The organism is Pseudomonas cremoris (assembly GCF_014230465.1).
The window spans coordinates 338,579-364,047 of the sequence record NZ_JAAXCY010000004.1 but is presented as its reverse complement, the minus strand read 5'-3'; the positions used below and the strand labels follow the sequence as shown (position 1 = coordinate 364,047).

The following is a 25,469-nucleotide window of genomic DNA, read 5'->3' as shown; positions in this document are numbered from 1 at the left end:
ATGCTGCAATTCGAAAACGTTTCCACTTTCTACGGCAAGATCCAGGCCCTGCACAGCGTCAACGTGGAAGTGCGCCAGGGTGAGATCGTCACGCTGATCGGCGCCAACGGTGCAGGTAAGTCGACCTTGCTGATGACCCTCTGCGGTTCGCCGCAGGCTCACAGCGGCAGCATCCGCTACATGGGTGAAGAGCTGGTGGGGCAACAGTCGTCGCACATCATGCGCAAGAGCATTGCCGTGGTGCCCGAAGGCCGTCGCGTGTTCTCGCGCCTGACCGTGGAAGAGAACCTGGCGATGGGCGGGTTCTTCACCGACAAAGGCGATTACCAGGAGCAGATGGACAAGGTGCTGCACCTGTTCCCTCGGCTCAAGGAACGCTTCAGCCAGCGTGGCGGCACCATGTCCGGTGGCGAGCAGCAAATGCTCGCCATTGGCCGGGCGCTGATGAGCAAGCCCAAGTTGTTGCTGCTCGACGAACCGTCTCTTGGCCTGGCCCCGATCATCATCCAGCAGATCTTCGACATCATCGAACAGCTGCGCAAGGACGGTGTAACGGTGTTCCTGGTGGAACAGAACGCCAACCAGGCACTGAAAATCGCCGACCGCGCCTATGTGTTGGAAAACGGCCGGGTGGTGATGCAGGGCACGGGTGAGCAGTTGCTGACCGATCCGAAGGTGCGTGAGGCTTACCTCGGGGGCTAAGAGACGGTCACCGCAGAAACCGGATGTAAGAATGTGGGAGCGGGCTTGCTCGCGAATACGGAGTGTCAGTCACTGAATATGTTGACTGATCCACCGCATTCGCGAGCAAGCCCGCTCCCACATTTGCTTTGTGTGATCCTTGGATTTTGCCACGCGTGAAATTATTTTCGACAGGCTTGTAACAGATTCCTTCCCGTCGTCTCTAGTGGTACAAGCAGGCACTCAAGCCCGCCAACTCAACCCACTGCTGGAGATACACCATGACTACCAAACTGTCCGCCGCCTCCCTCATCCTGGCCCTGGGTTCTGCCCTGAGCCTGTCCACCCTGGCCACCACCGCTCACGCTGCCGACGACATGCAAAAGTGCTTCGGCGTCGCTGAAGCCGGCAAGAACGATTGCGCTGCGGGCGCCGGTACTTCCTGCGCTGGCACCTCGAAAGTCAAAGACCAGGCCAACGCCTGGAAACTGGTTCCGGCCGGCACCTGCGCCAAAACCCCAAGCTCCACCTCGCCGACCGGTTTCGGCCAGGAAGCGGCCTTCACTGCCAAGTCCTGATTGCCCGCCACGCCTGAGTACTGATGATGACCCTTTCATCCCTGCACGCTGTCTCCCAGGCTCAGGCGCCCGCCCTACCGCGTCGGGCCGGACTGGGGCTCAAGCCCGAGCACTTCCTCGAAGTGCTCGACACTTCACCCGACATCGGTTTTTTTGAAGTGCACGCCGAAAACTACATGGTTGCCGGCGGCCCGTTTCATCACTACCTGGGGTTGATCCGCGAACAGTACCCCCTGTCGTTGCACGGCGTGGGCCTGTCCATTGGTGGCGAAGGCCCGTTGAGTCGTGCGCACCTTGCACGCCTGGCAACGCTGATCGAACGCTATCAACCCCACTCTTTTTCCGAACACCTGGCCTGGTCGAGCCACGGCCCGGTGTTCCTTAATGACCTGCTGCCCCTGGCCTACGACAGCACCACCTTGCAACGGGTGTGCGAACACGTTGACCAAGTGCAGAGCACCCTCAAGCGGCCGATGCTGCTGGAGAACCCATCGACCTACCTGCAATTCCAGCGCTCTACCCTGGACGAGACCGACTTCATCAGCGAGATCATCCGTCGCACAGGCTGTGGCTTGCTGCTGGATGTGAACAACGTCTATGTGTCGTGCATCAACCACCAGCGCGACCCGCAGTCCTACGTCGATGCCCTGCCGTTGCACGCAGTGGGTGAGATTCATCTGGCAGGTTTTGCCGAAGACACTGACAGCCTCGGTGACCGCCTGTTGATCGATGACCACGGCGCGCCTATCGATGACGCCGTGTGGCAGTTGTACGAAAGGGTACTGGAGCGTGTCGGCCCGATGGCGACATTGATCGAACGCGACAACCAAGTGCCTGCATTCAATGTGCTGTTGGCCGAAGCCCAACACGCCGAATGGCATCTTTCGCAGGTGAGCCCATGAGCTTGCACGGCGCCTTTGCCAAGGCCCTGTTGGACCCCGAACTGCCCTGCCCCGAGGGACTGTTCAGTAGCAATGGTGCCGACCCGCAAAGCCGCTTTGCGGTGTATCGCAACAACGTGCATAGCTCATTGATCAATGCATTGGCGACTGCGTACCCCGTGACCTTGCAGCTGGTGGGCGATGAGTTTTTCCGCGCCATGGCCAGCATTTTCGTTCAGGCGCACCCGCCCACCAGCCCGCTGATCAGTCAGTACGGCAGCACGTTTGCCCAGTTCATCCAGGGTTTCGAGCCCGCGGCCAGCGTGCCTTACCTGGCGGACATCGCGCGGCTGGAACGCTTGCGGGTCTGCGCCTATCACGCGGCCGACTGCACGCCGCTGGACCAGCAGGCTGTGCTCCAGGCCCTGCAGGGCCAGGACGACGTGGGCGGGTTACGCCTGCAATTGCACCCTTCGCTGTCCACCCTCGATTCGGCGTACGCCGTCGTCGCCGTGTGGGCGGCGCATCAGACCGAAGCCGGCGTTGCCACCCTTAACCCTTGGCATGCCCAGGGTGCGTTGGTGTTGCGCGCAGGCCTTGAGGTCAAGGTGTTCGCCATCGACCGGGGCTCGGTAGTGTTTATCAACAGCCTGGCCCACGGCACACCATTGGAGAAAGCCATTGAACAAGCCCTGGGTGCTTCCCCCGAATTCGATCTGCACCAATGCCTCACGCTGTTGATCAGCCGCAATGCCATTACCCATTTGCACTTAGAACAAAAGGTATCGCCATGAAGACTTCCGCACCGTGCCTGGTGAAACGGGTCATCCAGCTTTTCGAACAAATTCCCTACAGCCTCATCGCCTTTGTCGCGCGCTTCTCCATCGCCGCCGTGTTCTGGAAATCCGGGCAAACCAAAGTCGAAGGCTTTGCCATTGACCTGATCGGCGGCACGTTCAAGTTGGGCGAACCGCGACTCGCCGCCTCGACCCTGCCGCTGTTTCGCAGCGAATACCATGTACCGCTGCTGTCGCCGGAGGTGGCAGCGCATATGGCGGCGTTTGCCGAGCATTTCTTCCCAGTGCTGATCCTGGTGGGGTTCGCGACACGCTTCTCGGCCCTGGCGCTGGTTGGCATGACGCTGGTGATTCAACTATTTGTCTACCCCGACGCCTACCCTACCCACGGCACCTGGATTGCGTTGTTGCTGCTGTTGGTAGCCAAGGGGCCTGGGTGCCTGTCCATCGATCATCTGATCGCCCGCCGCTACCGCTAAAGCCGGTCGAGGGCTTCGCCGCTGCGCTTGAACCAATCCACCAAGTAATCGGCCAACACTTGGGTTCGACGCGGCAGGCCGCCCTGGTAGGGATGAACCAGGTACATCGGCATGCTCCGCGTCTGATAATCGCGCAGGAGCCAGCGCAAGCGACCATCAGCCAATTCCGCAGGCAGTACGTAGGACGGCAAGCGGGCAATACCAGCGCCCACCAGCGCGGCCTTTTTCAACAGGTTGTAGTGGTTGGACGCAAAGGTGCCGCTGACCCGCACCCGCAACAGTTCATGCTGCTGGTGGTACAGCCACTCTTCGCGGCCGCTGTAGTGGCTGTTGAGCAGGCACGTGTGAGCCGCCAGGTCCGCAGGGGTCTGTGGTTCGCCGTGTTGTTCAAGGTAAGCCGGACTGGCACAGGTCATCTCATGCCAAGCCAGCAAAGGCTTGGCCACCAGGCGTTCGTTTTCAATCGCGCCTGAACGCACCCCTAGATCAAACCCATCTCGCGCCAGGTCCCGGTAGCTGTTGTTCAGCTCCAATTCGATCTGCACCTGCGGGTACTGCTTGGAAAACTCCAGCAGCAAGCCATCGAAGAACGTTTCGCCCAACGACACCGGAACCGTCATACGCACGGGGCCGGCCAGATCGTCCTTGAGCCGCGCCAATGCCTGACGGGCGCGATCCACTTGCACCACTAACGCCTGGGCCTGGGGCAGCAACGCCGCACCGGCGGCGGTGAGGCTGAGCTTGCGGGTTGTGCGGTGCAGCAACACCACGGAAAACTGCGCTTCCAGTTGGCTGATGCGCTTGGACAACTGGCCTTTGCTGCAGCCCAGCTGTTCAGCCGCTACGGTAAAACTGCCGGCTTCGATCAGCACCGCGAAGGCTGCAAGGTCATCCATCTCGCTCATGGATTGTTTCCATTTGAAAACCAAAGGTTGCCTATTAGCACGTTTATCCGTTCAAAAAGCCACACTAGACTGAACCTTCACTTATCCCCTGGAGGAACAGCACTATGAAAATCCTATTGATTGGCGCCAGCGGCACTGTCGGCTCAGCAGTCAAGGCAGAACTGGCTCAGCGTCACGACGTGATCAGCATCGGCCGCAACAGCGGCGATTTCCAGGTGGATATCAGCGACAGCGCCTCGATCCGCAAACTGTTCGAGCAGACCGGCAAGTTCGACGCCCTGGTCTGTGCGGCGGGCAGCGTGAACTTCGTGGCACTGGGCGACATGAGCGAAGCCGACTTTGAATTGGGCCTGCGCGACAAGTTGATGGGCCAGGTCAACCTGCTGTTGATTGGCCGTGAGTACGCCAATGACGGCGCCTCCTTCACCTTCACCAGTGGCATTCTCAACCGTGACCCAATTCGTACCGGCGCCTCGGCAGCCCTGGTCAATGGCGCGCTCGACGCCTTTGTAAAAGCCGCAGCGATCGAATTACCACGCGGCCTGCGCGTCAACTCGGTGAGTCCGACTGTCTTGCTGGAGGCCATGGGGAGCTACGCGCCGTACTTTCGCGGCTTCAAACCGGCGCCAGGTGCCGATGTAGCGCTGGCCTACGCAAAAAGTGTCGAGGGCTTGCAGACCGGTCAGACTTACATCGTTGGTTGAGCGACAATTGCCTCACGTGAGAACTGAGACATCCAGTCAACCACCAGCGCACGCGGGGCTGAGAATCTGAACGCCCCGCCCAACTGGCTTTGAACCTTGGACGTACTTAACTGATAACCGTCTACGTAAAGCGTTACGTACTTTTGGTAGGCCAGCAGCGAAATGGATTGTGTCCTTGCCTTCGCCTCTGGGCTCAGCGAGACATTCACCTCAACAGAAGCCAGATCATGGTCCCCAGACCGTTTGAGCGTCACCGAAATATCCGTAAAGTCAGTAGCCGACGAGTAGGAGAGACGGGCGGGCTCGTCTGATAGGGCAACATTTGCCCAAAGCAAAAGAACGCAGATGCTCCATTTGGTATTCATGGCTGACTCCAGTCAAAAGAGGTAGACCCTCTCACGAGTCTCCAAACTTAAGTGTAGGAAACGTCGCAATCAGCAATACTCCGTTTCCCTACATTGTGAGGCAACCCGTTCAAATGGTGACCCGGGGTTGTGATGCATCGCGAGCCTGCGTAACGTGGCGACACTTGTCTGGAGACCCCCCATGCGCGCCGCCCGTACCTTCGCTCTGTTTGCCTTGATTCCCCTGTTCGCCGCCTGCCAGCTGTTCGAAAGCGAGCCGGCAAAGCCGTCGCTTGTCGGGTTGACCCGTATGCAAGGTGAGCTCACGGCGGTCGGTGGCAAGCTGTTGTTCCAGCCGTGCGACGACAAACGTAACTACGTGGTCAACGATACCGGTGGTACCAATATCCTCCAGGAGGCGGCCTCCCTGGCCGGCCAGCAAGGTGCGCTGTTTGCCGACCTGCGCGGCAAGTTCTCCGGCGTCGCCGCCGGTACCCAGGGCTCTGTGGACCTGCAGCAACTCTATCGCGTCGAACGTTCGACCTCGGCCTGCAACGACCCGGACTTCAAACGCATGATCCTGCGGGCCAACGGCCATAAGCCGGCCTGGGCAATGAATGTCACCGCCAAGGGCATGGTGCTGGAACGTGAAGGCCAGCCGCCATTGGCTGTACCGTATGTAGAAGAGCAGATCGGCGACGGCCGCTTCAACCTGATGACCGAAGCCAACAACCAGCACGTCGAACTGTGGGTGGCCCCGCAACGGTGCGTGGACAGCGTCAGCGGCAGCCTGCAACACATGACCGCCGAATTGCGGGTCAACGGCCAGGTGCAGCGTGGCTGCGCGTCGTTCGGCGGCTCCCGCGACGACTGATTACGCCCTGCGCTGTTTTAACATTACGGGAAACCGCCATTGGGGCTTATAATCGCCGGTTTGCAAAACAGCCGGCCTCTTTGTCCGCCGCCTACCGGATCCCGTCATGTTACGAATCACCGAACTCAAGCTGCCCATCGACCATCCCGAAGAAGACCTGCGGCCTGCCATCGTGCAGCGCCTGGGCATCGCCAGTGATGACCTGCTCGATTTCACCCTGTTCAAACGCAGCTACGATGCGCGCAAGAAGTCGTCGGAACTGTGCTTCATCTACACCATCGACTTGAACGTGAAGGGCGAAGCCGCCTTGCTGCTCAAGTTTGCCGATGACCGCAACGTCAACCCGGCACCGGACGTCAGCTACAAAGTAGTCGGCCACGCGCCACAAGGCCTGACAGAGCGCCCCATCGTGGTGGGTTTCGGTCCCTGCGGCATCTTCGCCGGCCTGTTGCTGGCGCAGATGGGCTTCAAGCCGATCATCCTGGAACGCGGCAAGGAAGTACGCCAGCGCACCAAGGACACGTGGGGCCTGTGGCGCAAAAGCGTGCTCAACCCAGAGTCCAACGTGCAGTTCGGTGAAGGCGGCGCCGGGACCTTTTCCGACGGCAAGCTGTACAGCCAGATCAAGGACCCGAAATTCCACGGCCGCAAAGTCCTGCATGAGTTTGTGAAAGCGGGCGCGCCGGAAGAAATTCTCTACGTCAGCAAACCGCATATCGGTACCTTCCGCTTGACCGGCGTAGTGGAAAACATGCGCGAGCAAATCATCGCCCTGGGCGGTGAAGTGCGCTTCGAACAACGCGTCACCGACGTGCTGATCGAAGATGGCCAGTTGAACGGCGTGGTGGTCGATGGCGGCGAGCAGATCCTCTCCAAGCACGTGATCCTGGCCTTGGGCCACAGCGCCCGTGATACCTTCCGCATGCTCCACGGTCGTGGCGTGTACATGGAGGCCAAGCCATTCTCGGTGGGCTTCCGTATCGAACACCCGCAATCGCTGATCGACGCGGCGCGCCTGGGCAAATACGCCGGCCACCCGAAACTCGGTGCCGCCGACTACAAACTGGTGCACCACGCCAAGAACGGCCGTTCGGTCTACAGCTTCTGCATGTGCCCAGGTGGCACCGTGGTGGCAGCGACGTCCGAGCCGAACCGCGTGGTCACCAACGGCATGAGCCAATACTCGCGTAACGAGCGCAATGCCAACTCCGGCATCGTGGTCGGCATCACCCCTGAAGTGGATTACCCGGGTGGCCCGCTGGCCGGTATCGAGTTGCAGGAACGCCTGGAGTCCCACGCCTACATTCTCGGTGGCAGCAACTACGAAGCCCCGGCGCAACTGGTGGGGGATTTCATCGCCGGCAAGCCATCCACCGCCATCGGCAGTGTGGAGCCGTCCTACAAGCCTGGCGTGTCATTGGGTGACCTGGCCCTGGCGCTACCCGACTTTGCCATCGAAGCGATCCGTGAAGCGCTGCCGGCATTCGAGAAGCAGATCAAGGGCTACTCGCTGCACGATGCGGTGTTGACCGGTATCGAGACACGTACCTCGTCGCCGCTGCGGATCACCCGTAACGAGTCGATGCAGAGTTTGAACGTGAAAGGCCTGTTCCCGGCCGGTGAAGGCGCGGGTTACGCGGGCGGGATTCTGTCGGCAGGTGTGGATGGGATCCGGATTGCCGAGGCGGTAGTGCGGGATATGTTGGGTATCGAGGCCTGACATAAATACTGCAAACACTGCAGTCCAAATGTGGGAGCGGGCTTGCTCGCGAAGGCGTCGTGTCAGTTAAAGATGTTTTGACTGAACCACCGCATTCGCGAGCAAGCCCGCTCCCATATTGGTTTTGTGTTGGGTCAGATATTGGCGCGCAAGATGCTCTCCGGCAGCGGCTCGCCGCGCTCTACACTCGCAGCAACCGCTGCGATCAAACCGTCCAGTTCATACCCCTGCGCCGTCAACCAAGCCCGATCGTAATAGGTCGTGGCATACCGCTCTCCCCCATCACACAAGATCGCTACGATCGACCCCGACTCCCCCGCCGCCTTCATCTGCTGCGCCGCCATCAGCGCGCCCACCAGGTTTGTCCCGCTCGAACCACCCACCCGGCGCCCCAACCGCTCGGCCAGGTAATGCATGGCCGCCAGCGACAGCGCATCCGGCACCTTGACCATCGCATCGATCACCGCTGGCAGAAACGATGCCTCGACCCGTGGACGCCCAATACCTTCGATACGCGAACCACAATCCAGACGCAGGCTGACGTCGCCACTCTGGTAGAAGTCGAAAAACACCGAACGTTCGGCATCGGCGCACAACACGCGCGTGCGATGCTGGCGGTAACGCACATAACGCCCCAGCGTCGCCGTGGTCCCGCCTGTGCCAGGGCTGGAGATCAACCAACTGGGCTCTGGATGCTGCTCGAAGCGCATCTGTTGGAAGATCGATTCGGCAATGTTGTTGTTCGCCCGCCAGTCGGTCGCGCGTTCGGCGTAGGTGAATTGGTCCATGAAGTGACCACCACTTTCCTGCGCCAGGCGTTCGGATTCGGCATAGATCTGCGTCGGATCCTGTACCAGGTGGCTCTTGCCTCCGTAAAAGGCGATCTGCGCAATCTTTTCCTGGGAGGTGGTCGCCGGCATCACCGCAATAAACGGCAGGCCGAGCAATCGCGCAAAGTACGCCTCGGAAATGGCCGTAGAGCCGCTGGAGGCTTCGATCACCGGTGCACCCGGTTTGAGCCAGCCATTGCACAGCGCATACAGGAACAATGAGCGGGCCAGTCGATGTTTGAGGCTGCCGGTGGGATGGCTGGATTCGTCCTTGAAGTACAACTCGATTCCCGGCAAACCCGGCAATGGCAAAGGGATCAGGTGCGTGTCAGCGCTACGCTGGAAGTCCGCTTCAATGATGCGAATGGCCTCACGGGCCCAGGAACGATGGTCGCTCATGATGAGGATCTCTAAGAGTTTTCATCGCCAATCTTAGGATGTTTCCTACACTCCACACAGATACAGTCATGACTCAATTGGACACACAATTACGCGCCGTGAAAACCACGTCGGCGGACCCTGCCCTTATAACAAATAAGAATATAATTTTTGTTTTAACAACTAACGGTACGGGTTAGGGTACCCACCTATTGAACTTTGATTGGAGAGCACCCCTTGCCTCTGCGTAGCACTTTCACCCGTTTCTTCCAGCTGGAAGCCGCCAGCGGTCTGTTGTTGATCGCTGCTGCCGCCCTGGCGCTGATCATCAACAACTCACCGTTATCTCATCTGTACACCGCCTTTCTCGATGTGCCGGTCGTTGCACAGATTGGCGCACTGAAAATCGCCAAGCCGGCGTTGCTGTGGATCAACGATGGCCTGATGGCCCTGTTCTTCCTGCTGATTGGCCTGGAGGTCAAGCGCGAGCTGCTCGACGGACAGCTGTCCAAGCCCTCGCAGGTGGTGCTGCCGGGTGCAGCGGCCATCGGCGGCATGGTGGTGCCGGCACTGATCTACTGGGCAATCAACAAGGACTACCCTGCCGCGCTGTCCGGCTGGGCGATCCCCATGGCCACCGACATCGCCTTCGCCCTCGGTGTATTGGCCCTGCTGGGCAAGCGCGTACCGGTATCGCTGAAGCTGTTCCTGATGACCTTGGCGATCATTGACGACTTGGGCGCGATCATCGTGATTGCCGTGTTCTATTCCAGTGACCTGTCAGGCGCTTCGTTGGCCGGTGCTGGGGCCTGCCTGATCGCGTTGATCGCGATGAATCGATTGGGAGTGATCAAGCTCGGACCCTACATGATCGTCGGCTTGATCCTGTGGGTGTGCGTTCTCAAGAGCGGCGTGCACGCCACCCTGGCCGGTGTGACCCTGGCGTTCTGCATCCCATTGCGGACCAAGAATGCCGAACCTTCGCCACTGATGACCCTGGAACACGCCCTGCATCCGTGGGTGGCCTACGGCATCCTGCCGCTGTTTGCGTTCGCCAATGCGGGTGTCTCCCTGGCCGGCGTGAGCCTGGAGAGCTTCACCCATCACGTGCCAATGGGTATTGCCGCCGGCCTGTTGATCGGTAAAACCGTCGGCGTGTTCGGCTTCACCTGGCTGGCCATCAAGACTGGCCTGGCGGCGCTGCCCACAGGCGCCAACTGGGGCCAGGTATTTGGCGTGGCGATCCTGTGCGGTATCGGCTTCACCATGAGCCTGTTTGTCGGCTCCCTGGCATTCGTGCCTGGCGCCAGTGAGTTTGCGGGTGAAGACCGCATGGGGATTCTGACAGGGTCGATTCTGGCCGCAGTCATCGGCTATGGCGTGACGGCAATGGCGAGTCGCAAGAAAGCCTGATCCACCTGATAGACCGCCCATAAAAAACCCCAACCGGTCACCCGGTTGGGGTTTTGTGTTTCTACAACCTGCGCTTAGCGAGTAACGCGGCTGGTACCGTCAACGGTCATGATGCGGACACGGTCGCCGATGCGGAAGATTTCATTCTCCTGCACGGCTTGTACGTAGGCACGCATGCTGCCGTCATCTTCACGCACGGTGATTTCCACACCCTGGGTACGGGTCAGGCCTTCTTCGGTAGCCGAACCCAGCAAGCCGCCGGCAACGGCACCGATCACTGCGGTCACGATACTGCCACGACCGCCGCCGATGGCGCTGCCGCCAACGCCGCCGATGACTGCACCCGCAGCCCCGCCGATTGGGGTCTTGGTGCCTTCGATTTTCACCGGACGCAGGGATTCAATGGTACCCATGCGTACGGTCTGGACACGACGCGCTTCATCACGGGAATACGAGTCGCCGGTCAGACTCGAGGCGCAGCCACCCAGCAGCAACGACAGGGTGGTAAAGCAGGCAACCAGTAAAACGGACTTACGCATAGCATCAACTCCAAAGGACAGGGGTTCATTAAACGCTGCAGCTTGGCGCCTGTCACGGCAAGCACGGCAGAAAACTGCTTTCATTCAGCCTTAGTACAGACTGCCAGTACCAGAAAACTCGACCAACGGTATCTCAGCTTTTGTGCCAAGGCGTGTCATGAAGGTTTGCTTATTGTAGCTGCGCAGCCGCTCGCGGCCGAAGCCTCTTGATAGAGACGTCGGCGCGATGGGCAACATTCAGGTGGTACGACGAAAGGTGCAGCTCAGGGCGCCAGGCGCTCACGGGACCATTCGGTCCCTTGCAGGCGGTAGTTCAGACGATCATGCAAGCGGCTGGCGCGGCCTTGCCAGAACTCGATACGCTCAGGCAGCAATCGATAGCCGCCCCAATGCTCGGGGCAGTCGGGCTGGGTATCGCTGAAACGCTGCTCGGTGGCCTTGAGCAGTTCCTGCAGTTCCTCACGGTCACGAATGACCTTGCTCTGCGGCGATGCCCACGCCCCCAGGCGACTGCCCAGAGGGCGTACCTGGTAATAAGCGTCCGACTCTTCAGGTGTGACCTTGACCACCCGTCCTTCGATGCGCACCTGGCGCTCCAGGGTCGGCCAGAAGAACGTCATGGCCGCAAACGGCCGCGCCGCAAGCTGTTCGCCCTTGGCACTCTGATAATTGGTGAAGAAGGTAAAGCCCTGCGCATCCAGGCCCTTGAGCAACAGGATGCGACAGTGCGGGCGACCGTCCTGGTCGACCGTAGCCAGGGTCATGGCATTGGCCTCCACCGGTGGCTGCTCGGTTTTCACCGCGTCGCCGAACCACTGGTGGAACAAGGCAAACGGCTCGCTCGGGGCCTGGGCCTCGCTCAAACCATCCCGTGTGTAGTCACGGCGCATATCGGCCAGTGCCTGGGTCATGCAGCTTTATCCTTGTGGTTCAGCGGATCAGTTTTTCGCCTGGTCGTTTGCAGCCGGGGTAGCAGCCTTGGCCTTGGCCGGAGCGGGCTTCTTGGCAGCTGGCTTGGCCGGGGCCTTTTTGGCGGCAGGCTTGGCAGCTGCCTTTTTGACCGGGGCCTTTTTCGCCGGGGCTTTAGCGGCAGGTGCAGGTGCAGGCACGTCCTGCACAGCAACCATTTCCGCCTTCGGTGGGTTGGCCGAGTTGTACTTGCTCAGCAGCGCCAACATAGTTGTACGCTGTGTGAACATAATTTCCATGCGACGGTTCAGCGCACGGCCCTGGTTGCTGTCGTTGGCAGCACGCGGCATCAAGTCGCCCATGCCACGCAGCATCAGGCGATCCTGCTTCAAGCCGCTGAGGCTGAAGATCGAAGCGATCGATTGCGCACGCTCTTTGGTCAGGGCCTGGCTTTGCGCCTCGGCACCCGTGGTGTCGACGTGGCCGAGTACCAGCACGGCGGTTTTCGGGTCGCCTTCAACGGCCTTGGCAACACGGGTAAACGGACCCAGGGTGACCGGCAGCAGCATGCCTGGGCGTTTTGGATTGTACGAACCATCTACCGGAGCAATGACCACCAGTACGTTGTCGCGGCGCTCAAGTTGCAGGTTGCTGTCCTTGATCGCGACACGCAGGCGCGGCTCGTAGTCGTCCAGCCAGGCCTGGGTGATTTTCGGATCAGGCATCGGCACGTTGGTCACGTCAACCTTGGCCAATGGTTTTGGCTTGCTTTCGAATGGCCACCACCAGTGGGTCTCGCTGTCGGTTTTGGCTACGGCTGGAGCTGGAGCGGCGGCAGGTGCCGGGGTGGCAGCCTTGAGGTCGGCTTTCAGGTCGGCCTTGGCATCGGCGGCCTTATCATCGGCGCTCTTGGAGGAGAACGGCCACCAGCTGGAGCCGGTGTCAGCCTTCGCTACTGGAGCCGGGGCAGGCGCGGCAGCGGCGGCTACCGGTGCGGCAGGCTTGGCGCCAGCGGCCGGCTTGGCGTCGGTTTGGGTCACTGCGTCCTTGGTAGTAGCCTTATCAGATCCAAATGACCACCAATGTCCGCCATCGGCATCATTTTGTGGTGTTTGTGCGCAGCCAGTAATAGTGAGGCAAAGCGCCAGTGCCAAGGACTTGTTCGATAACATGAGATATCCACAAAATGAGAAAAAACCAGGGGTCTGGATGACCCGTTAAACAGACGCTTAGAGAAGAATAAAGTTACAACTTTTCGCTCAGCGTCTTCTTATAGTTGCCTTTGTAACAAAAAAATGTGAAACGGCAAGGGGTTTACAGACAACCGGCCAATATTCCGACCAACTTCTGTGCTCGCGGGTCCATTAGTACATAAGGCCCCAATGTATTAGTCACGAAACCGAACGCTACATCATGTTCAGGGTCGGCAAAGCCCACCGAACCACCGGCGCCAGGATGACCAAATGCACGTGGGCCAAGGCCGAACGTGGCGTTGGGTAGCTGCGGCTGATCCAACATGCAACCCAGGCCGAAGCGGGTTTGTGTCAATAATGTTTTATCCGGCCCGATACTGTGTTCGCGGGTCAGTTGTTCGAGCATGTCGGCTTCCAGCAAACTTCCGTCCAACAAACCGCTATAAAAACCCGCCAGGCTGCGTGCATGACCGTGGCCATTTGCCGCTGGCTGCTGCATGCGCCGCCATTCAGGTTTATTAGTGCTGGTCAGAATAGACGGTGGATTGGCAAATGCCCGTGTAGTCATCGCATTCGGTTCACGCATCATTACTTGCAGTAACCGTTGCGCGGCTTCATCGCCCATATTGCCTTTGCTGCGCGCAATATGTGCAACACGATAAAACTCTTCATCCGCCAGGCCCACGTGGAAGTCCAGCCCCAATGGCCGCGCCACCCGCGCCACAATCGATTCACCCGGCCCACGCCCGTCAGCGCGGCGCAGCAACTCCCCGACAAGCCAGCCGTAGGTGATCGCCTCGTAGCCATGGCCCTGGCCCGGTGTCCACCAAGGCGCCTCAGCGGCCAGGGTGTCGACCATCAGTTGCCAGTCGTACAGGGCTTCGGTGGGCAGCATTTCACGGATCGCCGGCAACCCGGCCTGGTGGCAGAGCAACTGGCGCAGGGTGATGGCTTCTTTTCCCGCAGCAGCGAATTCCGGCCAGTACTTGGCCACAGGTGCATCCAGTTGCAGCTTGCCTTCGGCCACCAATTGCAGCGCGGTGACGGCAGTGAAGGTCTTGGTGCAGGAGAACAGGTTGACGATGGTGTCGCTGTGCCAGGCCTCGGCACCGTCCTTGTCGGCGGTACCGGCCCACAGATCGACGACGGATTCGCCGCCGATCTGGATGCAGAGTGCGGCGCCACGCTCTTGCGGGTCATCGAACAACGCGGCAAAGGCTTCGCGTACCGCTTCGAACTGGAGTTCGTAATGACCCTGAACCTGCACCTGGACGTCCTCGGAAAACACGCTAAAAAGAGGACGACATTGTTCCAGTCATTGTAGGTTTTGTGAACCCGTCAGCCCTCAATCAATGGCCATTGCCGCCGTGCCCGCCAGCGTGTCCACCGCCCTGCCCCGCGCCTTTGCCTTCATGCCCGCCGTTGCCGTTTTCACGCTCGCGCACAACGCTGGCGGCCTTGGCTTTTTCAGCTTCCTTACCCAGTTGGTCGACCGCCGCCAGATTGCTTTTACGCACGCTGTCGACAAAGCCCTGGTAAGGCACATCGGTGATACCCACCAGACCGAAGTGGCCGTTTTCACCGTCCAGCAAGCGGCCAGTCACTGGCTGATCGAGGTACTGGAACCAATGCACGCCAACAATCGACGGCTCGGCCATGGCCTGCTTGAGGAAGTTGCCATAGGCCACGCCCCGGTCTTCCTCCCTGGCCAACTGCGTCACACCGCCCCAGAACGGGCCGCGATCGGTGGACCCGAAGTTGAATTCGGTGATCAACACCGGTTTGTCCAACTGTCGCAAGGCGGCGAAGTCGTAACCATCCTGGGGCTTGAGGGTGTACATATTGAAGCTCAGTACGTCGCAATACTGGGCGCAGGACGCCACGGCTTCCGGCGTGCTCACGGCATAGCGGCCACCCAACAGCAGTTGGTTGGGCGCGTGCCATTTGAGCGAGTCGGAAATGGTCTTGAAGTAGGCGTCGGCAAAGGTCTTCTGGAAGTATTTGAAGTCCGCTTCGATCTCCGGATGCTCGGCGCTGGGCATCGGCGGCTCAAAGCCCGGATCTTCCATCAGCTCCCAGCCTGCCAGGTGGATACCCCAGGCTTTCGACAGGCCTTCTTCGTTGCGGTACTTGTCACGCAGTTGCTTGAGGAACGCGCGCTTGGCCGGTACGTCAGTGGTCATGCGCAAGGTGCCATAAGCCAGGGCGTAGCGAGACTTTGGGTCATCGCCAGGACCGGCCCAGGCCAGTTCGTTATCGGCAAAGAAGCCGATTAACCAAGGATCGTCCCGATGATCACGAGCGGCAATGGCCACAGCGCGCTCAGTGGCCATGGCGAAGCGCGGGTCGAACGGGTCAGGCATACCGCCCCACCAGTCGGTACCGGTGCTGATGCTGGCGTAGTCACCCACAATCGACAGCGGCAAGGTGTACGGCACGCGGCCTGCAGTGGTCAGGTCGGGATCGCTCCAGTTGCCCACGGTGTTGAAACCCCAGGCTTGCAGACGGTCCAGGGTATGGGTGACCCAACGTTTCTGGTCGAAACCGTCACCGCCATACGTGCGCTGCAGGTTGGCACCGTAGAAGTCATACCAACGCCCCGCACCAAAGCTGCGACCCTCGCCCGCGCCGTTGCCAGTACGGTTGTCGCTGCTGCCGTAGTACTTGTCGAAGGGCTCGCCTGCCTTGGGCAGTGCGGCGAACATCCATTCACGACCGGCCACGTAGGTCTGGCTGTTGTCCGGCGCCACGGTGTTCACGCCCAGCGAGTAGAACGGATGGCCTTCCGGCGTCACCAGGTACCAACGACCGTCGCGCTTCTCGGTGCGGAAAAACCCGCTGGCGTCGAACGCCGGGCCTTTGTTCCAACCGCCATATTGGTCCAGGGCGGACTTGTCCCGCGTGGCCAGCCAGCCCTGGAGCTGTTGCTGCTCTTTGACGGCGGCGGCCTTGAGTTGTTCGTCGCTGCTGACTTTTTCCGGCCAGCGCGCACGGGTGGACTGGCCATAGGCGTCCACCAGTTCGCTGTAGGCGGCCTTGAGCACCGGCTCGCTGTCCTGCACGCCAAAGCGCTCCAGCAAGATGCTTTGGGCGGCGTTGGGCTTGATCATCGACAGGGTCACCGAAACCACCTGGCTGCGGTCAATTTCCCCGGTGCTGCTGCCCAGCAATACGCGTTGCCCCTCAACGGTAATCGGCATCGGCGGGCCGGCTTTCATGCCTTGGCTGAGCGGCGAGTTGGCTTGCAGCGGGATCAGCAGCGTCTGGGCCGGGCCGGCAGGGAGGTCGATGCGGCTGAGCAGGGTTTTGCCGTCAGCGCTCTGCACCTTGATGTAGAGGGTCAATGCCCAGTTCATGGTGCTCTGAATGCGCAGGCTCATGGCACTGGATTGGGACCAGTCCCAGGTACCGGTTTGCGGGCTGAGCACCAGGCTCGGTTCGGCCGCCGGGTTGAAGGTGATACGGCGCAACACTTCGCCTTCCGCGGTTTGCTCTGCGTTGTATTGCGGCAGGCTGGCGTCCTGGGTCGCCACCTTGACCACATCGGCAGGCCGGACGAAGTTGAACAGTGTCTGTTGCCCGGCAGGCGCGGCCATCAAAGGCGCAGCGAACAACAGGGCAAATAGAGCAGGCAGCGTGCGAATCATACGAACAAGGTTCTCCCAAACGGCCGGTGAATGGCCTGATGACATAAATCCATAGCAGTGAGATAGACCACGAAGTGGGCGAATCCGCCCACGGTGGCTTAAGAAATTTCGCGCCTGAACGGCGGCAAGGCATTCAGGATAGCCTTGCCATAACGCTGGGTGACCAAACGGCGGTCGAGCAAGGTGATGGTGCCCCGGTCCTCCTCGGTGCGCAGCAAGCGACCGCAGGCCTGGACCAGCTTCAAGGAGGCATCCGGCACCGAGATTTCCATGAACGGGTTGCCGCCGCGTGCTTCGATCCACTCGGCCAGCGCGGCCTCGACCGGATCATCCGGCACCGAGAACGGGATCTTGGCAATGACCACGTGCTCGCAGTAGGCACCGGGCAAGTCCACGCCTTCGGCGAAACTGGCCAGGCCGAACAGCACGCTGGAATCCCCGCCGTCGACTCGCGCCTTGTGCTTGTTGAGGGTTTCCTGCTTGGACAGGTTGCCTTGGATAAACACTTGCTTGCGCCAGTCGCGATCGAGGCCGTCGAACACGTCCTGCATCTGTTTGCGCGACGAGAACAGCACCAGAGTGCCACGCGAACCTTCCACCAACTCCGGCAGGTCACGAATGATCGCGGCGGTGTGGGCGGCGGCATCCCGCGGGTCAGCCTTGAGGTCCGGCACCCGCAACACGCCAGCGTCGGCGTGATGGAACGGGCTCGGCACCACGGCGGTGACGGCCTTTTTCGGCAGGCCGGCGCGCATGCGGAAACGGTCGAAGGTGCCCAGGGCGGTCAACGTGGCGGAGGTCACCAGGCAGCCATAGGCCACGTTCCACAGGTTACGCCGCAGCATTTCCGCAGCAAGGATGGGGCTGGCGTTGACCTCGATATCAAACAGCGCACCGCTTTCCGACAGGGTCAGCCAACGGGCCATGGGCGGGTTGTCTTCCGGGTCTTCGACCGTGAATGCGGTCCACAGCTCCCAGTTGCCCTGGGCACGGGAAAGCAGGCTGCCGAACAGCGGGTACCACTCCTCGGCCTGGTTGCTGGCGATGCCGATGTTGACCTCGCCGTCCATGCCCTCTTTGAGCAAGTCGGTGAGGCGGGTAAACAGGTCGGTCAGGCGCGAAAAGCCCTTCTTCAACTCGATGCCCATCTCGCGCATGTGCTCGGGGATCAAGCCGCCGACAAAGCGGTGACGGGGCCGTTCGCGGCCTTCCACATCTTCACCGGGCTTGAAGTCGGCGACCTGCTCGCAAGCGCTGAACATGAACTGCTGCTGGGTCTTGATCTCCCGCGCCAGCTCCGGCACCTGTTCGATCAGTTTGCCCAGGTCGCCGGGCAGCGGGTGCTGGGCCAGCAACTTGGTGAGGTTCTTGGCGGTGGACTCCAGCCAATCAGCCGTGGAGCGCAGGCGGGTGTAGTGAGCGAAGTGGCCGATGGCCTTGTCCGGCAGGTGATGGCCTTCGTCGAACACGTAGAGGGTGTCGCGCGGGTCTGGCAGCACAGCGCCGCCGCCCAAGGCCAGGTCTGCCAGCACCATGTCGTGGTTGGTGACGATCACGTCGACCTTGCCCATGCCTTCGCGGGCCTTATAGAAGGCGCACTGGCCGAAGTTGGGGCAGTGGCGGTTGGTGCACTGGCTGTGGTCGGTGGTCAAGCGTGCCCAGTCGGCGTCTTCCAGGGCGGTGGGCCAACTGTCGCGGTCACCGTCCCATTTGTTGCCGGCCAGTTTCTCGATCATGCTGGTGAACAGCTTCTGGCTGACTTCATCGACCTCGATCTTGAAGCCTTCTTCTTCGAACAGCGAGGCCGTGGCGGTTTGCGCGTGGCCTTCTTGCAGCAAAACGTCGAGCTTGGACAGGCACATGTAGCGGCCACGCCCTTTGGCCAGGGCGAACGTGAAGTTCAAGCCGCTGTTGCGCATCAGGTCGGGCAGGTCTTTGTAGACGATCTGCTCTTGCAGGGCCACGGTGGCGGTGGCGATCACCAGGCGTTTGCCGGCGGCTTTGGCCGTGGGGATCGCGGCCAGGCTATAGGCCACGGTCTTGCCGGTACCGGTGCCGGCCTCGACGGCCACGACCGCGGGCTCACCTTCGCGGCGACCTTCGTCGTCGGTGTCGATATCCCCGAGGACCTTGGCCACTTCGGCGATCATCAGGCGTTGGCCGTAGCGCGGTTTCAAGCTCTTGGCTTCGAGAAAACGCGAATAGGCGCCCTGGATCGTGGTTTTGAGTTCAGTGCTGATCATGGATAGTCGGGCGCAAAAAACGCTGGATAAATTTTCAGTGGTTCGGATCGGCCGCTATCATACCCCGCTAATTAATCCCGCGCAGAACGGAGTACTTCAATGACCGCGTTTAGCCTCGCTTACACCCTGCATGTATTAGCCGCCCTGATCTGGGTTGGGGGCATGTTTTTCGCCTGGATGATCCTGCGCCCCGCCGCCGTGGCGGCACTTGAGGGCCCTGCCCGACTCAAGCTGTGGGCAAATGTGTTTCAACGTTTTTTTGTATGGGTGTGGGTCGCGGTGGCGATTTTGCCGATCAGCGGTGTCGGCCTGCTGCAACTGCGCTTCAGCGGGTTTGAGACCGCGCCGCGTTATGTGCAGGTGATGATGGGGTTATATCTGGTGATGACGGCGCTGTTTATCCGTATCCAGGCGCTGAAATTCCCGGAATTACGCGCGGCGGTGGCGGCTGAGGACTGGCCGGCAGGGGCTGCGGTATTGGGGCAGATTCGCCGGTTGGTGGGGATCAATTTGATTGTGGGGTTGGTGGTGGTGGCAATAGCTTCGGCCCGGCCGATGTTCTAGAGGTGTTCGTTAGGGCCTCTTCGCGAGCAAGCCCGCTCCCACATTTGACTGCATTCCAAGGAATGCACGCGGTCGAAGGTGGGAGCGGGCTTGCTCGCGAAGGCGTCAGACCGGTTAAGTTACAACCGTTGGATGGTGACAGAACCCGCAGGCCCCGCTGGCCCCGGCTGCCCTTCCAACCCCGCACGGCCTTTTTCACCACCATCGGCCTGGTACACCAGACAGCCCTTGGACTGCCCACCACGCCCAGGTTTGCCCGCTGTGCCGGCCAAACCGCCAGCGCCGCCGTCAACCCAGACCTTGATCTGCTCGGCCGGGAAGTTCTGCGGCAGTTCAACCCGCACCAACGCACCCGCCCCGCCTGGCAAGCCATCGCCGCCGTTATCGCCATTGGCGCCGCGGCCTGCCGAACCCCAGGTGCAACCTGGGTCCACGCCGTTGGCGCCATCCAGCCCGGCATAACCTTGGGCGCCAGCGCCGCCGCGCGCATCAATCGACAACTCATCAGCCGTCAGGGCATTGATGCGCAAGGTCAGGTCGCGCCCGGCCTTGGCAGGTTTTTCATGGGTACCGGGTGCCCCGCGTGAAGTGATCTGGCTGCCGTGGTCCAGTTGCGCACTGCGCACTTGCAGTTGCAGCCCGGTGTTGCCGGGGGCAATGGCGATACGGGCTTCGCGCCCCAGGTGCAGTTCATCCACCGTGACCTGGCTGATAGTGGCCGGGATCAGCAGCGTGCCGTAGTCGGCCACGTCCAGGCGCTCCAGTTGCAACACGCTAGTGCTGCTAGGCAGGCGCATCAATGAATTGGTTTCAACGCTGACGCTCTGGGCCAGAGCTACGGGGCTGACCAACAGGGCCAGCAGTAAAACCTTACGCATCGTGGTGCTCCCCTAAGCGCTTAAAAAATGTGTCTTCAAAAGACATTTCTAGTTTTTTCTTTGGGCGCACAGTAACGACTTCCACAGGCGCTTTGCCAGTGAAGGATCAAAAAAGTTAATAAACGGGGGGTTAACGAGGGTCGCCAGCAATGCCCCTGTGGATCCCACAGGGGCAAGGGTTGTCAGCGGTTGATCTGGATTTCCACGCGGCGGTTCAAGGCGCGGCCTTCAGCGGTTTTGTTGTCGGCCACCGGATGACTTTCGCCGGCCCCGGTCACGGAAACAAAATTGCTGCGTGGCACGCCGGAGCCGATCAGGTAATCGGTCACCGAGTGGGCGCGTTTTTCCGAGAGCTTCTGGTTGTAGGCGTCTTTGCCGACGCTGTCGGTGTGGCCACTGACTCGCAGCTGGGCACTTGGCGCTTCTTTTTTCAGGCGAGTGGCGATGGTGTCGAGCTTGGTTTTATCCGCTGCGGTCAACTTGGCCGAGTCGAACTGGAAGTGCACATCGCGAATCACGATGGTTTCTTCCTTGACCACAACCACCTCTTCCACCACCGCGGCTACCGGCACGGGCGGGCACCCATTGGCATCGACCTGCACACCTTTTGGCGTGCCTGGGCACTTGTCACGGCTGTCCGGTACGCCATCGCCGTCCTCGTCGCCATCGCCATGTACCCAGCAGTAGGCGCCGGCCATACCGCCGACCAACAAGGCGCCATAGCCCGCGTAGGCTGAACTTTGAGTTGCACCGATCGCGGCGCCGGTCACACCGCCAACGGCGGCGCAGGTGGGCCAATCGGTTTTTTGCAAGCCGGCACAACCTGTCAATACTCCGGTTAGCAGAACCAAGGGTAGAGCTGTCCGCATGATGCTCATCTGATTTCTCCTGAGGGGATCGGCGGGGGCCGACGAGTGGAGTAAAGACGGCTCCTTTCATCTGCGCCACTACGCCGCGCCCCTGTATTCATTGGGGATGCTCGTGCACAGCTGGCTTTTCGCGATCGCCCGCTCTAGGCCCGTACGCTCAGCCGCGTTAGTCTCTATGGCCCTGATGTGAGGATCTCTGATGACCGCTGGTATTTCTGCCCGTACCCCGCAGCAGGCCTTGGCCGCCTTGCTCGACCTGCACCAACCCAAACGCCTGTTGCTGCTGGGCGCCAGCCAGTTTCCCGCGCTGGAGGCATTTCAAGCGGCGCACCCTGAGACTCAGGTGTCCGTCGCCCCGCCTGGGCCACTGCCACCGGAGCTTGCTGCGCAGCGTTTTGACTTGGCGTTGGTGGTCGATTGCCTGGAGCACCTGTCAAAACCCCAGGGCCTGACCTTGCTTGGCGGTATTCGCAACCTCAATGCCAGCAAGATCGCCGTGCTGGTGGACCTGGGCGCCTGCGACTGGAAAGACACTGACTTCTTCTCCCTGGCCCTGCAGGCCGGCGAGCGTTTCCAGCGCGATGAGCAGGTTCTGACGCTGTTTACCTACGATCTGCTTGACTATAAACAGGTGCCGGACTGGCTCAACGCCCGCTTCTGGGCCAACCCGGAAAATTTCGGAAAGTATTGGTGGTAACCCCGATGAGTACATCCATTTGCCCGTGCGGCAGTGGCAACCTGCTGGATGCCTGCTGCGGCCACTATCACGCCGGCCACCCGGCGCCCTGTGCCAGCGCGCTGATGCGTTCGCGCTACAGCGCCTACGTGCTGGGCCTGGTGGACTACCTGGTTGCGACCACGTTGCCCGCACAACAGACCGGCCTGGACCGCGAGGCCATCGGTGCCTGGAGCGCCCAGAGCACCTGGTTGGGCCTGGAAGTGGAAAGCTCCGAAGTGTTCGGCGGCCAGCCAGAACACGCGTTCGTGACATTTACCGCACGCTGGCATGACAGCACCGGCGAACACAGCCACCGCGAGCAGTCTTCTTTCGTACAGAATGACGGGCGCTGGTACTTCATCGACCCAACGGTGGAGGTGAAGGCCGGACGCAACGATGCGTGTTTGTGCGGCAGTGGGCAGAAATTCAAGAAGTGTTGTTCCAGCTATCTCTAATCCCTCACAGGACTGACGCCATGCTTCGGATCTACAGCTTGATGCTGGCGTTAACCCTGGGTCTCACCGGCTGTGCCTCGTGGTTCGAAAACGACGCCCCGCCGCCCCACGTGTCCTTGGTGAAAGTCGAGGTGGTGCGGGCCAAATTACTGGAACAAAAGTTCAAGCTGTACTTTCGCGTGGACAACCGCGACGACGCCGACCTGACCGTGCGTGGCCTCATCTACAAGGTCAGCCTGGGCGACTTCGTGCTGACCGAAGGCGAGTCCAATGAGTGGCTGACCGTGCCGCCGCGCAGCCATGCTTTTTTCAAGGTGTCGGTACGCACCAACCTCTGGCCGCAGATCCGCGACGTGGTGCAGATGCTGAAAAATCCCGACCAGCCCGTGCCCTATCGTTTGGAAGGCGAGCTCAAAACCGGATTATTCATCGGTTATGACGTGCAGGTGGCCCACAATGGCGAGATAATCCCCGGCGATTTTATTCCGGAGCGACATCGATGACTCAACAACCCCATGTCCATGGTCCTGACTGCAACCACGATCACGATCATCATGATCACGACCACGGCCATGTCCACGGCCCGAACTGCGGCCACGCTCACCAAGAGCCGGTGCGCAATGCATTGAAGGACGTTGGTCGCAACGATCCTTGCCCGTGCGGCAGTGAGAAGAAATTCAAGAAGTGCCACGGGGCGTAAGCCACGCTAAAAACCAGATGTGGGCAGGCTTGTGTGGGAGCGGGCTTGCTCGCTCCCACATTGGATCGCATTTCAGGTCAGAGTTTGCGCTGGAACTGCAACGCCACTTCCAAGCCCCCACCTTCCCGATTCCTCAAACTCAACCGCCCCTCATGCGCCCTGGCGATGGTGTGAGCAATGCTCAACCCCAACCCGTATCCGCCGGTCTCGGCATTGCGTGAACCTTCCACCCGGTAAAACGGTTCCATCACTTGCTCCAGCTGTTCCTGGGGAATCCCCGGGCCACGGTCGCTGATAACAATCTTCAAGCTGTCGGACTGGTCCTCGACCCGCACCACCACGTCACTGCCATAACGCACCGCGTTTTCCAGCAAATTCTGTACGCACCGTTTGAGGCTGCGGGCGTAGCCCGGTAACGGTTGTTTCGCACGGCCTTCGATGCGCACGCTTTCGCCGACGTCCTCCAGGTCCGCCTGCAAACTTTGCAGCAAGGCATTGATGTCGATGTTCTGCCGCGCCTCGTTGATTTCACCGCTGCTGACGAAATCCAGGGTGCTGGAGACCATGTGCTCCATTTCCTCCAGGTCGCTGCGAAAACGCTCACGGGTACGGGTGTCCTCAAGCATCTCCGTACGCAAGCGCAGGCGTGTGATGGGTGAACGCAGGTCGTGAGAAATCGCCGCAAGAAAGCGCGTGCGTTCGGCAATGTTGGCGATCAACCGTTGCTGCATCGCGTTGAAGGCCTGGGCGGCGCGGCGCACCTCGGTGGGCCCATCCAACGATAGCGGCGGGCGCTGAATATCCCGCCCCAAGGCCTCGGCGGCCTTGGCTAAGGCGTTGAGCGGACGGATGGCCAAGCGCACCGCTACCAGGGCGATCACCACCAACACCAAGACCCGCAGCAGGTAAATGCGCATCACGTAATCAAATAGCAGGTCCAGTGGCGAGGTACTGGTCCAGCCCTGCTCTTCACGGGCGTCCACCTGCAGCCAGCGGCCATCGGGCAGGCGCAGGTCGATGAGGAATTGCCCCACCACCGGTTTGGAACCGAGCAAGGTCGACAGCCCTGCGGTTTGCCCTTCGCCATCCACCAGCGACAAGCGCAGCAGGATCAGGGTCTGGGCGTAGCCGGTCTTCTCCGAGAGCACCTTCTTGATCAGCCGCTCGGTGGGCCGGTCGCTGTCGGTGAGGCTGCTGGGCGTATTGCTCGCTTGATCACTCAAGGTCAGGCGAAAATGCGGTGCATCCAGCAACTTGATCAGTTGGTCCGCCTGCTGCGGATCGCTGTGCACCAGCCGCACCACATCCGCCAGGCGCGTGGCGATCAGCCGCGCAGGAATCTCCAGCACCTGGCCATGGCGACGGTCGTACCAGATGCTGCTGGTCAGGGCCTGTGCCGCGAGCATGCCGCTGACCAGGATCAGCACCAGCCGCCCAAACAGCGAACGCGGCAGCAGTCTCACGAGCCCAGCACCACATCATCAGCGGTGAGCATGTAGCCCTCGTTGCGCACGGTCTTGATCAGCCCCACCGGCAATTGCGAGCGCAGGCGGCTGACGCATACGTCGATGGAACGGTCGAACGGCGTACTGTCCTTGTCGAACACATGGTTGAGCAGAAAGTCGCGGCTCAACGGCCGGTTGGGGTGCTGCAACAACAGGCGCAACACGCGGTAATCCGAATTGCCCAAGCTGACCACCACCCCTTCCGGCGACAGCAGTTGCCGCGCCCGTGTGTCCAGTTGCCAGCCGGCGAAGCCAATGCTCGGTGCTTCGTCCAACCGTGCGCGGTCGGGGAAACTCTGTACCCGACGCAGCACCACCTTGATCCGCACCAGCAATTCACGCGGGTCAAATGGCTTGGGCAGGTAGTCATCGGCGCCGATTTCCAGGCCGACAATGCGGTCGATCAGCGAGCCTTTGGCGGTGAGCATCACCACCGGGGTGTTGGAGTTCACCCTTAATTCGCGGCACAGGCTCAGGCCGTCTTCGCCGGGCAGCATCAGGTCGAGGACGATCAGGTCGATGACGTTCAGTTCCAGGCGCCGGCGCATCTCCTTGCCATCGGCGGCGGTGGATACCTGGAAACCGGCGTCGCTCAAGTAGTCGCACAGCAACTGGCGGATCTGCGGGTCGTCATCAACGATCAGGAGATGGTCTTGCTTGGCCAT

Annotated in this window: 27 protein-coding genes; 14 read left to right on the top strand and 13 right to left on the bottom strand. The window is 60.7% G+C overall.

From position 1 onward, the window contains the following. The 5 genes from HF257_RS11605 to HF257_RS11585 all read left to right on the top strand — a co-directional run bounded on the left by HF257_RS11605 (window position 1) and on the right by HF257_RS11585 (window position 3,416). Window positions 1–702, top strand: coding sequence for an ABC transporter ATP-binding protein (locus HF257_RS11605; RefSeq protein WP_017844798.1), 702 nt, complete (start codon window positions 1–3; stop codon window positions 700–702). Window positions 703–962: 260 nt separating this feature from the next. Beyond that, window positions 963–1,259: a BufA1 family periplasmic bufferin-type metallophore gene (locus HF257_RS11600; protein ID WP_185707286.1), complete on the top strand. Its 297-nt coding sequence runs from the start codon at window positions 963–965 to the stop codon at window positions 1,257–1,259. A gap of 23 nt (window positions 1,260–1,282) precedes the next feature. Beyond that, window positions 1,283–2,161, top strand: coding sequence for an MNIO family bufferin maturase (gene bufB, locus HF257_RS11595; protein ID WP_185707288.1), 879 nt, complete (start codon window positions 1,283–1,285; stop codon window positions 2,159–2,161). Continuing rightward, window positions 2,158–2,934 (top strand): HvfC/BufC family peptide modification chaperone, encoded by a 777-nt coding sequence (locus tag HF257_RS11590; RefSeq protein ID WP_185707290.1) that lies wholly within the window; start codon window positions 2,158–2,160, stop codon window positions 2,932–2,934. The genes bufB and HF257_RS11590 overlap by 4 nt, the downstream gene beginning before the upstream one ends. After that, the gene (locus tag HF257_RS11585; RefSeq protein WP_185707292.1) at window positions 2,931–3,416 is read left to right on the top strand and encodes a DoxX family protein; all 486 of its coding nucleotides are present in this window, start codon (window positions 2,931–2,933) and stop codon (window positions 3,414–3,416) included. Before HF257_RS11590 ends, HF257_RS11585 begins: the two co-directional genes overlap by 4 nt. Here HF257_RS11585 and HF257_RS11580 read toward each other — a convergent pair. Next, a complete protein-coding gene (locus tag HF257_RS11580) occupies window positions 3,413–4,321 on the bottom strand; it encodes a LysR family transcriptional regulator (protein ID WP_017735940.1) in 909 nt (302 codons plus the stop codon). The two genes, HF257_RS11585 and HF257_RS11580, sit on opposite strands and share 4 nt — an antisense overlap. A gap of 104 nt (window positions 4,322–4,425) precedes the next feature. Here HF257_RS11580 and HF257_RS11575 point away from each other — a divergent pair, with 104 nt between their 5' ends. Then, window positions 4,426–5,025, top strand: coding sequence for a short chain dehydrogenase (locus tag HF257_RS11575; protein WP_185707294.1), 600 nt, complete (start codon window positions 4,426–4,428; stop codon window positions 5,023–5,025). Here HF257_RS11575 and HF257_RS11570 read toward each other — a convergent pair. Continuing rightward, the gene (locus HF257_RS11570) at window positions 5,010–5,390 is read right to left on the bottom strand and encodes a hypothetical protein (protein WP_185707296.1); all 381 of its coding nucleotides are present in this window, start codon (window positions 5,388–5,390) and stop codon (window positions 5,010–5,012) included. The two genes, HF257_RS11575 and HF257_RS11570, sit on opposite strands and share 16 nt — an antisense overlap. A 181-nt stretch (window positions 5,391–5,571) precedes the next feature. Between HF257_RS11570 and HF257_RS11565 the strand changes: the two genes are divergently transcribed. Further along, entirely contained in the window at window positions 5,572–6,243 is a 672-nt protein-coding gene (locus HF257_RS11565; RefSeq protein ID WP_185707298.1) for a COG3650 family protein, read from the top strand. 106 nt (window positions 6,244–6,349) lie between these two features. Then, complete coding sequence (locus HF257_RS11560; protein WP_185707300.1) at window positions 6,350–7,963, top strand: NAD(P)/FAD-dependent oxidoreductase; 1,614 nt, start codon at window positions 6,350–6,352, stop codon at window positions 7,961–7,963. 134 nt (window positions 7,964–8,097) lie between these two features. On the opposite strand, the gene HF257_RS11555 is transcribed toward HF257_RS11560, so the two are convergent. After that, entirely contained in the window at window positions 8,098–9,195 is a 1,098-nt protein-coding gene (locus HF257_RS11555) for a PLP-dependent cysteine synthase family protein (RefSeq protein WP_185707836.1), read from the bottom strand. A 213-nt stretch (window positions 9,196–9,408) separates the two neighbouring features. Here HF257_RS11555 and nhaA point away from each other — a divergent pair, with 213 nt between their 5' ends. Next, a complete protein-coding gene (nhaA, locus tag HF257_RS11550; protein ID WP_185712079.1) occupies window positions 9,409–10,584 on the top strand; it encodes a Na+/H+ antiporter NhaA in 1,176 nt (391 codons plus the stop codon). A gap of 74 nt (window positions 10,585–10,658) precedes the next feature. Here the strand turns inward: nhaA and HF257_RS11545 are convergent, their stop codons facing one another. From HF257_RS11545 to dinG, 6 genes are all read right to left on the bottom strand, one after another. Further along, the gene (locus HF257_RS11545; RefSeq protein WP_003189251.1) at window positions 10,659–11,123 is read right to left on the bottom strand and encodes an outer membrane lipoprotein; all 465 of its coding nucleotides are present in this window, start codon (window positions 11,121–11,123) and stop codon (window positions 10,659–10,661) included. Window positions 11,124–11,386: 263 nt separating this feature from the next. Next, window positions 11,387–12,034, bottom strand: coding sequence for a pyridoxamine 5'-phosphate oxidase (pdxH, locus tag HF257_RS11540; RefSeq protein ID WP_185707304.1), 648 nt, complete (start codon window positions 12,032–12,034; stop codon window positions 11,387–11,389). A gap of 27 nt (window positions 12,035–12,061) precedes the next feature. Beyond that, window positions 12,062–13,204, bottom strand: a complete 1,143-nt coding sequence (locus HF257_RS11535) for an OmpA family protein (RefSeq protein WP_185707306.1) — start codon at window positions 13,202–13,204, stop codon at window positions 12,062–12,064. A 142-nt stretch (window positions 13,205–13,346) separates the two neighbouring features. Continuing rightward, the gene (locus HF257_RS11530) at window positions 13,347–14,492 is read right to left on the bottom strand and encodes a serine hydrolase domain-containing protein (protein WP_185707308.1); all 1,146 of its coding nucleotides are present in this window, start codon (window positions 14,490–14,492) and stop codon (window positions 13,347–13,349) included. Between the two features lie 82 nt (window positions 14,493–14,574). After that, a complete protein-coding gene (locus tag HF257_RS11525) occupies window positions 14,575–16,872 on the bottom strand; it encodes a beta-galactosidase (RefSeq protein ID WP_185707310.1) in 2,298 nt (765 codons plus the stop codon). Between the two features lie 98 nt (window positions 16,873–16,970). Beyond that, window positions 16,971–19,115 carry an ATP-dependent DNA helicase DinG gene (gene dinG / locus HF257_RS11520; protein ID WP_185707312.1) on the bottom strand — a complete coding sequence of 715 codons (2,145 nt, stop codon included), beginning with the start codon at window positions 19,113–19,115 and terminating at the stop codon, window positions 16,971–16,973. A 99-nt stretch (window positions 19,116–19,214) separates the two neighbouring features. Here dinG and HF257_RS11515 point away from each other — a divergent pair, with 99 nt between their 5' ends. Then, window positions 19,215–19,679 (top strand): CopD family protein, encoded by a 465-nt coding sequence (locus HF257_RS11515; RefSeq protein WP_185707313.1) that lies wholly within the window; start codon window positions 19,215–19,217, stop codon window positions 19,677–19,679. Window positions 19,680–19,798: 119 nt separating this feature from the next. On the opposite strand, the gene HF257_RS11510 is transcribed toward HF257_RS11515, so the two are convergent. Together HF257_RS11510 and HF257_RS11505 are read right to left on the bottom strand one after the other, a co-directional pair. Further along, window positions 19,799–20,557, bottom strand: coding sequence for a collagen-like protein (locus HF257_RS11510; protein WP_185707315.1), 759 nt, complete (start codon window positions 20,555–20,557; stop codon window positions 19,799–19,801). A 182-nt stretch (window positions 20,558–20,739) separates the two neighbouring features. After that, window positions 20,740–21,435, bottom strand: a complete 696-nt coding sequence (locus HF257_RS11505; RefSeq protein ID WP_185707317.1) for an OmpA family protein — start codon at window positions 21,433–21,435, stop codon at window positions 20,740–20,742. 190 nt (window positions 21,436–21,625) lie between these two features. On the opposite strand from HF257_RS11505, the gene HF257_RS11500 reads away from it, so the two are divergent. The 4 genes from HF257_RS11500 to HF257_RS11485 are packed head-to-tail and all read left to right on the top strand — an operon-like array spanning window position 21,626 to window position 23,299. After that, window positions 21,626–22,123, top strand: a complete 498-nt coding sequence (locus tag HF257_RS11500) for a DUF6231 family protein (RefSeq protein ID WP_185707319.1) — start codon at window positions 21,626–21,628, stop codon at window positions 22,121–22,123. Window positions 22,124–22,128: 5 nt separating this feature from the next. Further along, window positions 22,129–22,599 carry a YchJ family protein gene (locus HF257_RS11495; RefSeq protein WP_185707321.1) on the top strand — a complete coding sequence of 157 codons (471 nt, stop codon included), beginning with the start codon at window positions 22,129–22,131 and terminating at the stop codon, window positions 22,597–22,599. 20 nt (window positions 22,600–22,619) lie between these two features. After that, window positions 22,620–23,102 (top strand): LEA type 2 family protein, encoded by a 483-nt coding sequence (locus HF257_RS11490; protein WP_185707323.1) that lies wholly within the window; start codon window positions 22,620–22,622, stop codon window positions 23,100–23,102. Further along, on the top strand, window positions 23,099–23,299 hold the full coding sequence (locus tag HF257_RS11485; RefSeq protein WP_003189235.1) for an SEC-C metal-binding domain-containing protein: 201 nt from the start codon (window positions 23,099–23,101) through the stop codon (window positions 23,297–23,299). The genes HF257_RS11490 and HF257_RS11485 overlap by 4 nt, the downstream gene beginning before the upstream one ends. A gap of 77 nt (window positions 23,300–23,376) precedes the next feature. On the opposite strand, the gene HF257_RS11480 is transcribed toward HF257_RS11485, so the two are convergent. Beyond that, on the bottom strand, window positions 23,377–24,762 hold the full coding sequence (locus HF257_RS11480; RefSeq protein ID WP_185707325.1) for an ATP-binding protein: 1,386 nt from the start codon (window positions 24,760–24,762) through the stop codon (window positions 23,377–23,379). After that, window positions 24,759–25,469: a response regulator gene (locus HF257_RS11475; protein ID WP_185707327.1), complete on the bottom strand. Its 711-nt coding sequence runs from the start codon at window positions 25,467–25,469 to the stop codon at window positions 24,759–24,761. The genes HF257_RS11480 and HF257_RS11475 overlap by 4 nt, the downstream gene beginning before the upstream one ends.

Excerpts from the sequence above, each read along its gene's own strand:
- HF257_RS11605 (WP_017844798.1), top strand. The coding sequence starts at position 1 with ATGCTGCAATTCGAAAACGTTTCCACTTTCTACGGCAAGATCCAGGCC.
- HF257_RS11600 (WP_185707286.1), top strand. The coding sequence starts at position 963 with ATGACTACCAAACTGTCCGCCGCCTCCCTCATCCTGGCCCTGGGTTCT.
- bufB (WP_185707288.1), top strand. The coding sequence starts at position 1,283 with ATGATGACCCTTTCATCCCTGCACGCTGTCTCCCAGGCTCAGGCGCCC.
- HF257_RS11590 (WP_185707290.1), top strand. The coding sequence starts at position 2,158 with ATGAGCTTGCACGGCGCCTTTGCCAAGGCCCTGTTGGACCCCGAACTG.
- HF257_RS11585 (WP_185707292.1), top strand. The coding sequence starts at position 2,931 with ATGAAGACTTCCGCACCGTGCCTGGTGAAACGGGTCATCCAGCTTTTC.
- HF257_RS11580 (WP_017735940.1), bottom strand. The coding sequence starts at position 4,321 with ATGAGCGAGATGGATGACCTTGCAGCCTTCGCGGTGCTGATCGAAGCC.
- HF257_RS11575 (WP_185707294.1), top strand. The coding sequence starts at position 4,426 with ATGAAAATCCTATTGATTGGCGCCAGCGGCACTGTCGGCTCAGCAGTC.
- HF257_RS11570 (WP_185707296.1), bottom strand. The coding sequence starts at position 5,390 with ATGAATACCAAATGGAGCATCTGCGTTCTTTTGCTTTGGGCAAATGTT.
- HF257_RS11565 (WP_185707298.1), top strand. The coding sequence starts at position 5,572 with ATGCGCGCCGCCCGTACCTTCGCTCTGTTTGCCTTGATTCCCCTGTTC.
- HF257_RS11560 (WP_185707300.1), top strand. The coding sequence starts at position 6,350 with ATGTTACGAATCACCGAACTCAAGCTGCCCATCGACCATCCCGAAGAA.
- HF257_RS11545 (WP_003189251.1), bottom strand. The coding sequence starts at position 11,123 with ATGCGTAAGTCCGTTTTACTGGTTGCCTGCTTTACCACCCTGTCGTTG.
- pdxH (WP_185707304.1), bottom strand. The coding sequence starts at position 12,034 with ATGACCCAGGCACTGGCCGATATGCGCCGTGACTACACACGGGATGGT.
- HF257_RS11535 (WP_185707306.1), bottom strand. The coding sequence starts at position 13,204 with ATGTTATCGAACAAGTCCTTGGCACTGGCGCTTTGCCTCACTATTACT.
- HF257_RS11525 (WP_185707310.1), bottom strand. The coding sequence starts at position 16,872 with ATGATTCGCACGCTGCCTGCTCTATTTGCCCTGTTGTTCGCTGCGCCT.
- dinG (WP_185707312.1), bottom strand. The coding sequence starts at position 19,115 with ATGATCAGCACTGAACTCAAAACCACGATCCAGGGCGCCTATTCGCGT.
- HF257_RS11515 (WP_185707313.1), top strand. The coding sequence starts at position 19,215 with ATGACCGCGTTTAGCCTCGCTTACACCCTGCATGTATTAGCCGCCCTG.
- HF257_RS11510 (WP_185707315.1), bottom strand. The coding sequence starts at position 20,557 with ATGCGTAAGGTTTTACTGCTGGCCCTGTTGGTCAGCCCCGTAGCTCTG.
- HF257_RS11505 (WP_185707317.1), bottom strand. The coding sequence starts at position 21,435 with ATGAGCATCATGCGGACAGCTCTACCCTTGGTTCTGCTAACCGGAGTA.
- HF257_RS11500 (WP_185707319.1), top strand. The coding sequence starts at position 21,626 with ATGACCGCTGGTATTTCTGCCCGTACCCCGCAGCAGGCCTTGGCCGCC.
- HF257_RS11495 (WP_185707321.1), top strand. The coding sequence starts at position 22,129 with ATGAGTACATCCATTTGCCCGTGCGGCAGTGGCAACCTGCTGGATGCC.
- HF257_RS11490 (WP_185707323.1), top strand. The coding sequence starts at position 22,620 with ATGCTTCGGATCTACAGCTTGATGCTGGCGTTAACCCTGGGTCTCACC.
- HF257_RS11485 (WP_003189235.1), top strand. The coding sequence starts at position 23,099 with ATGACTCAACAACCCCATGTCCATGGTCCTGACTGCAACCACGATCAC.
- HF257_RS11475 (WP_185707327.1), bottom strand. The coding sequence starts at position 25,469 with ATGGCCAAGCAAGACCATCTCCTGATCGTTGATGACGACCCGCAGATC.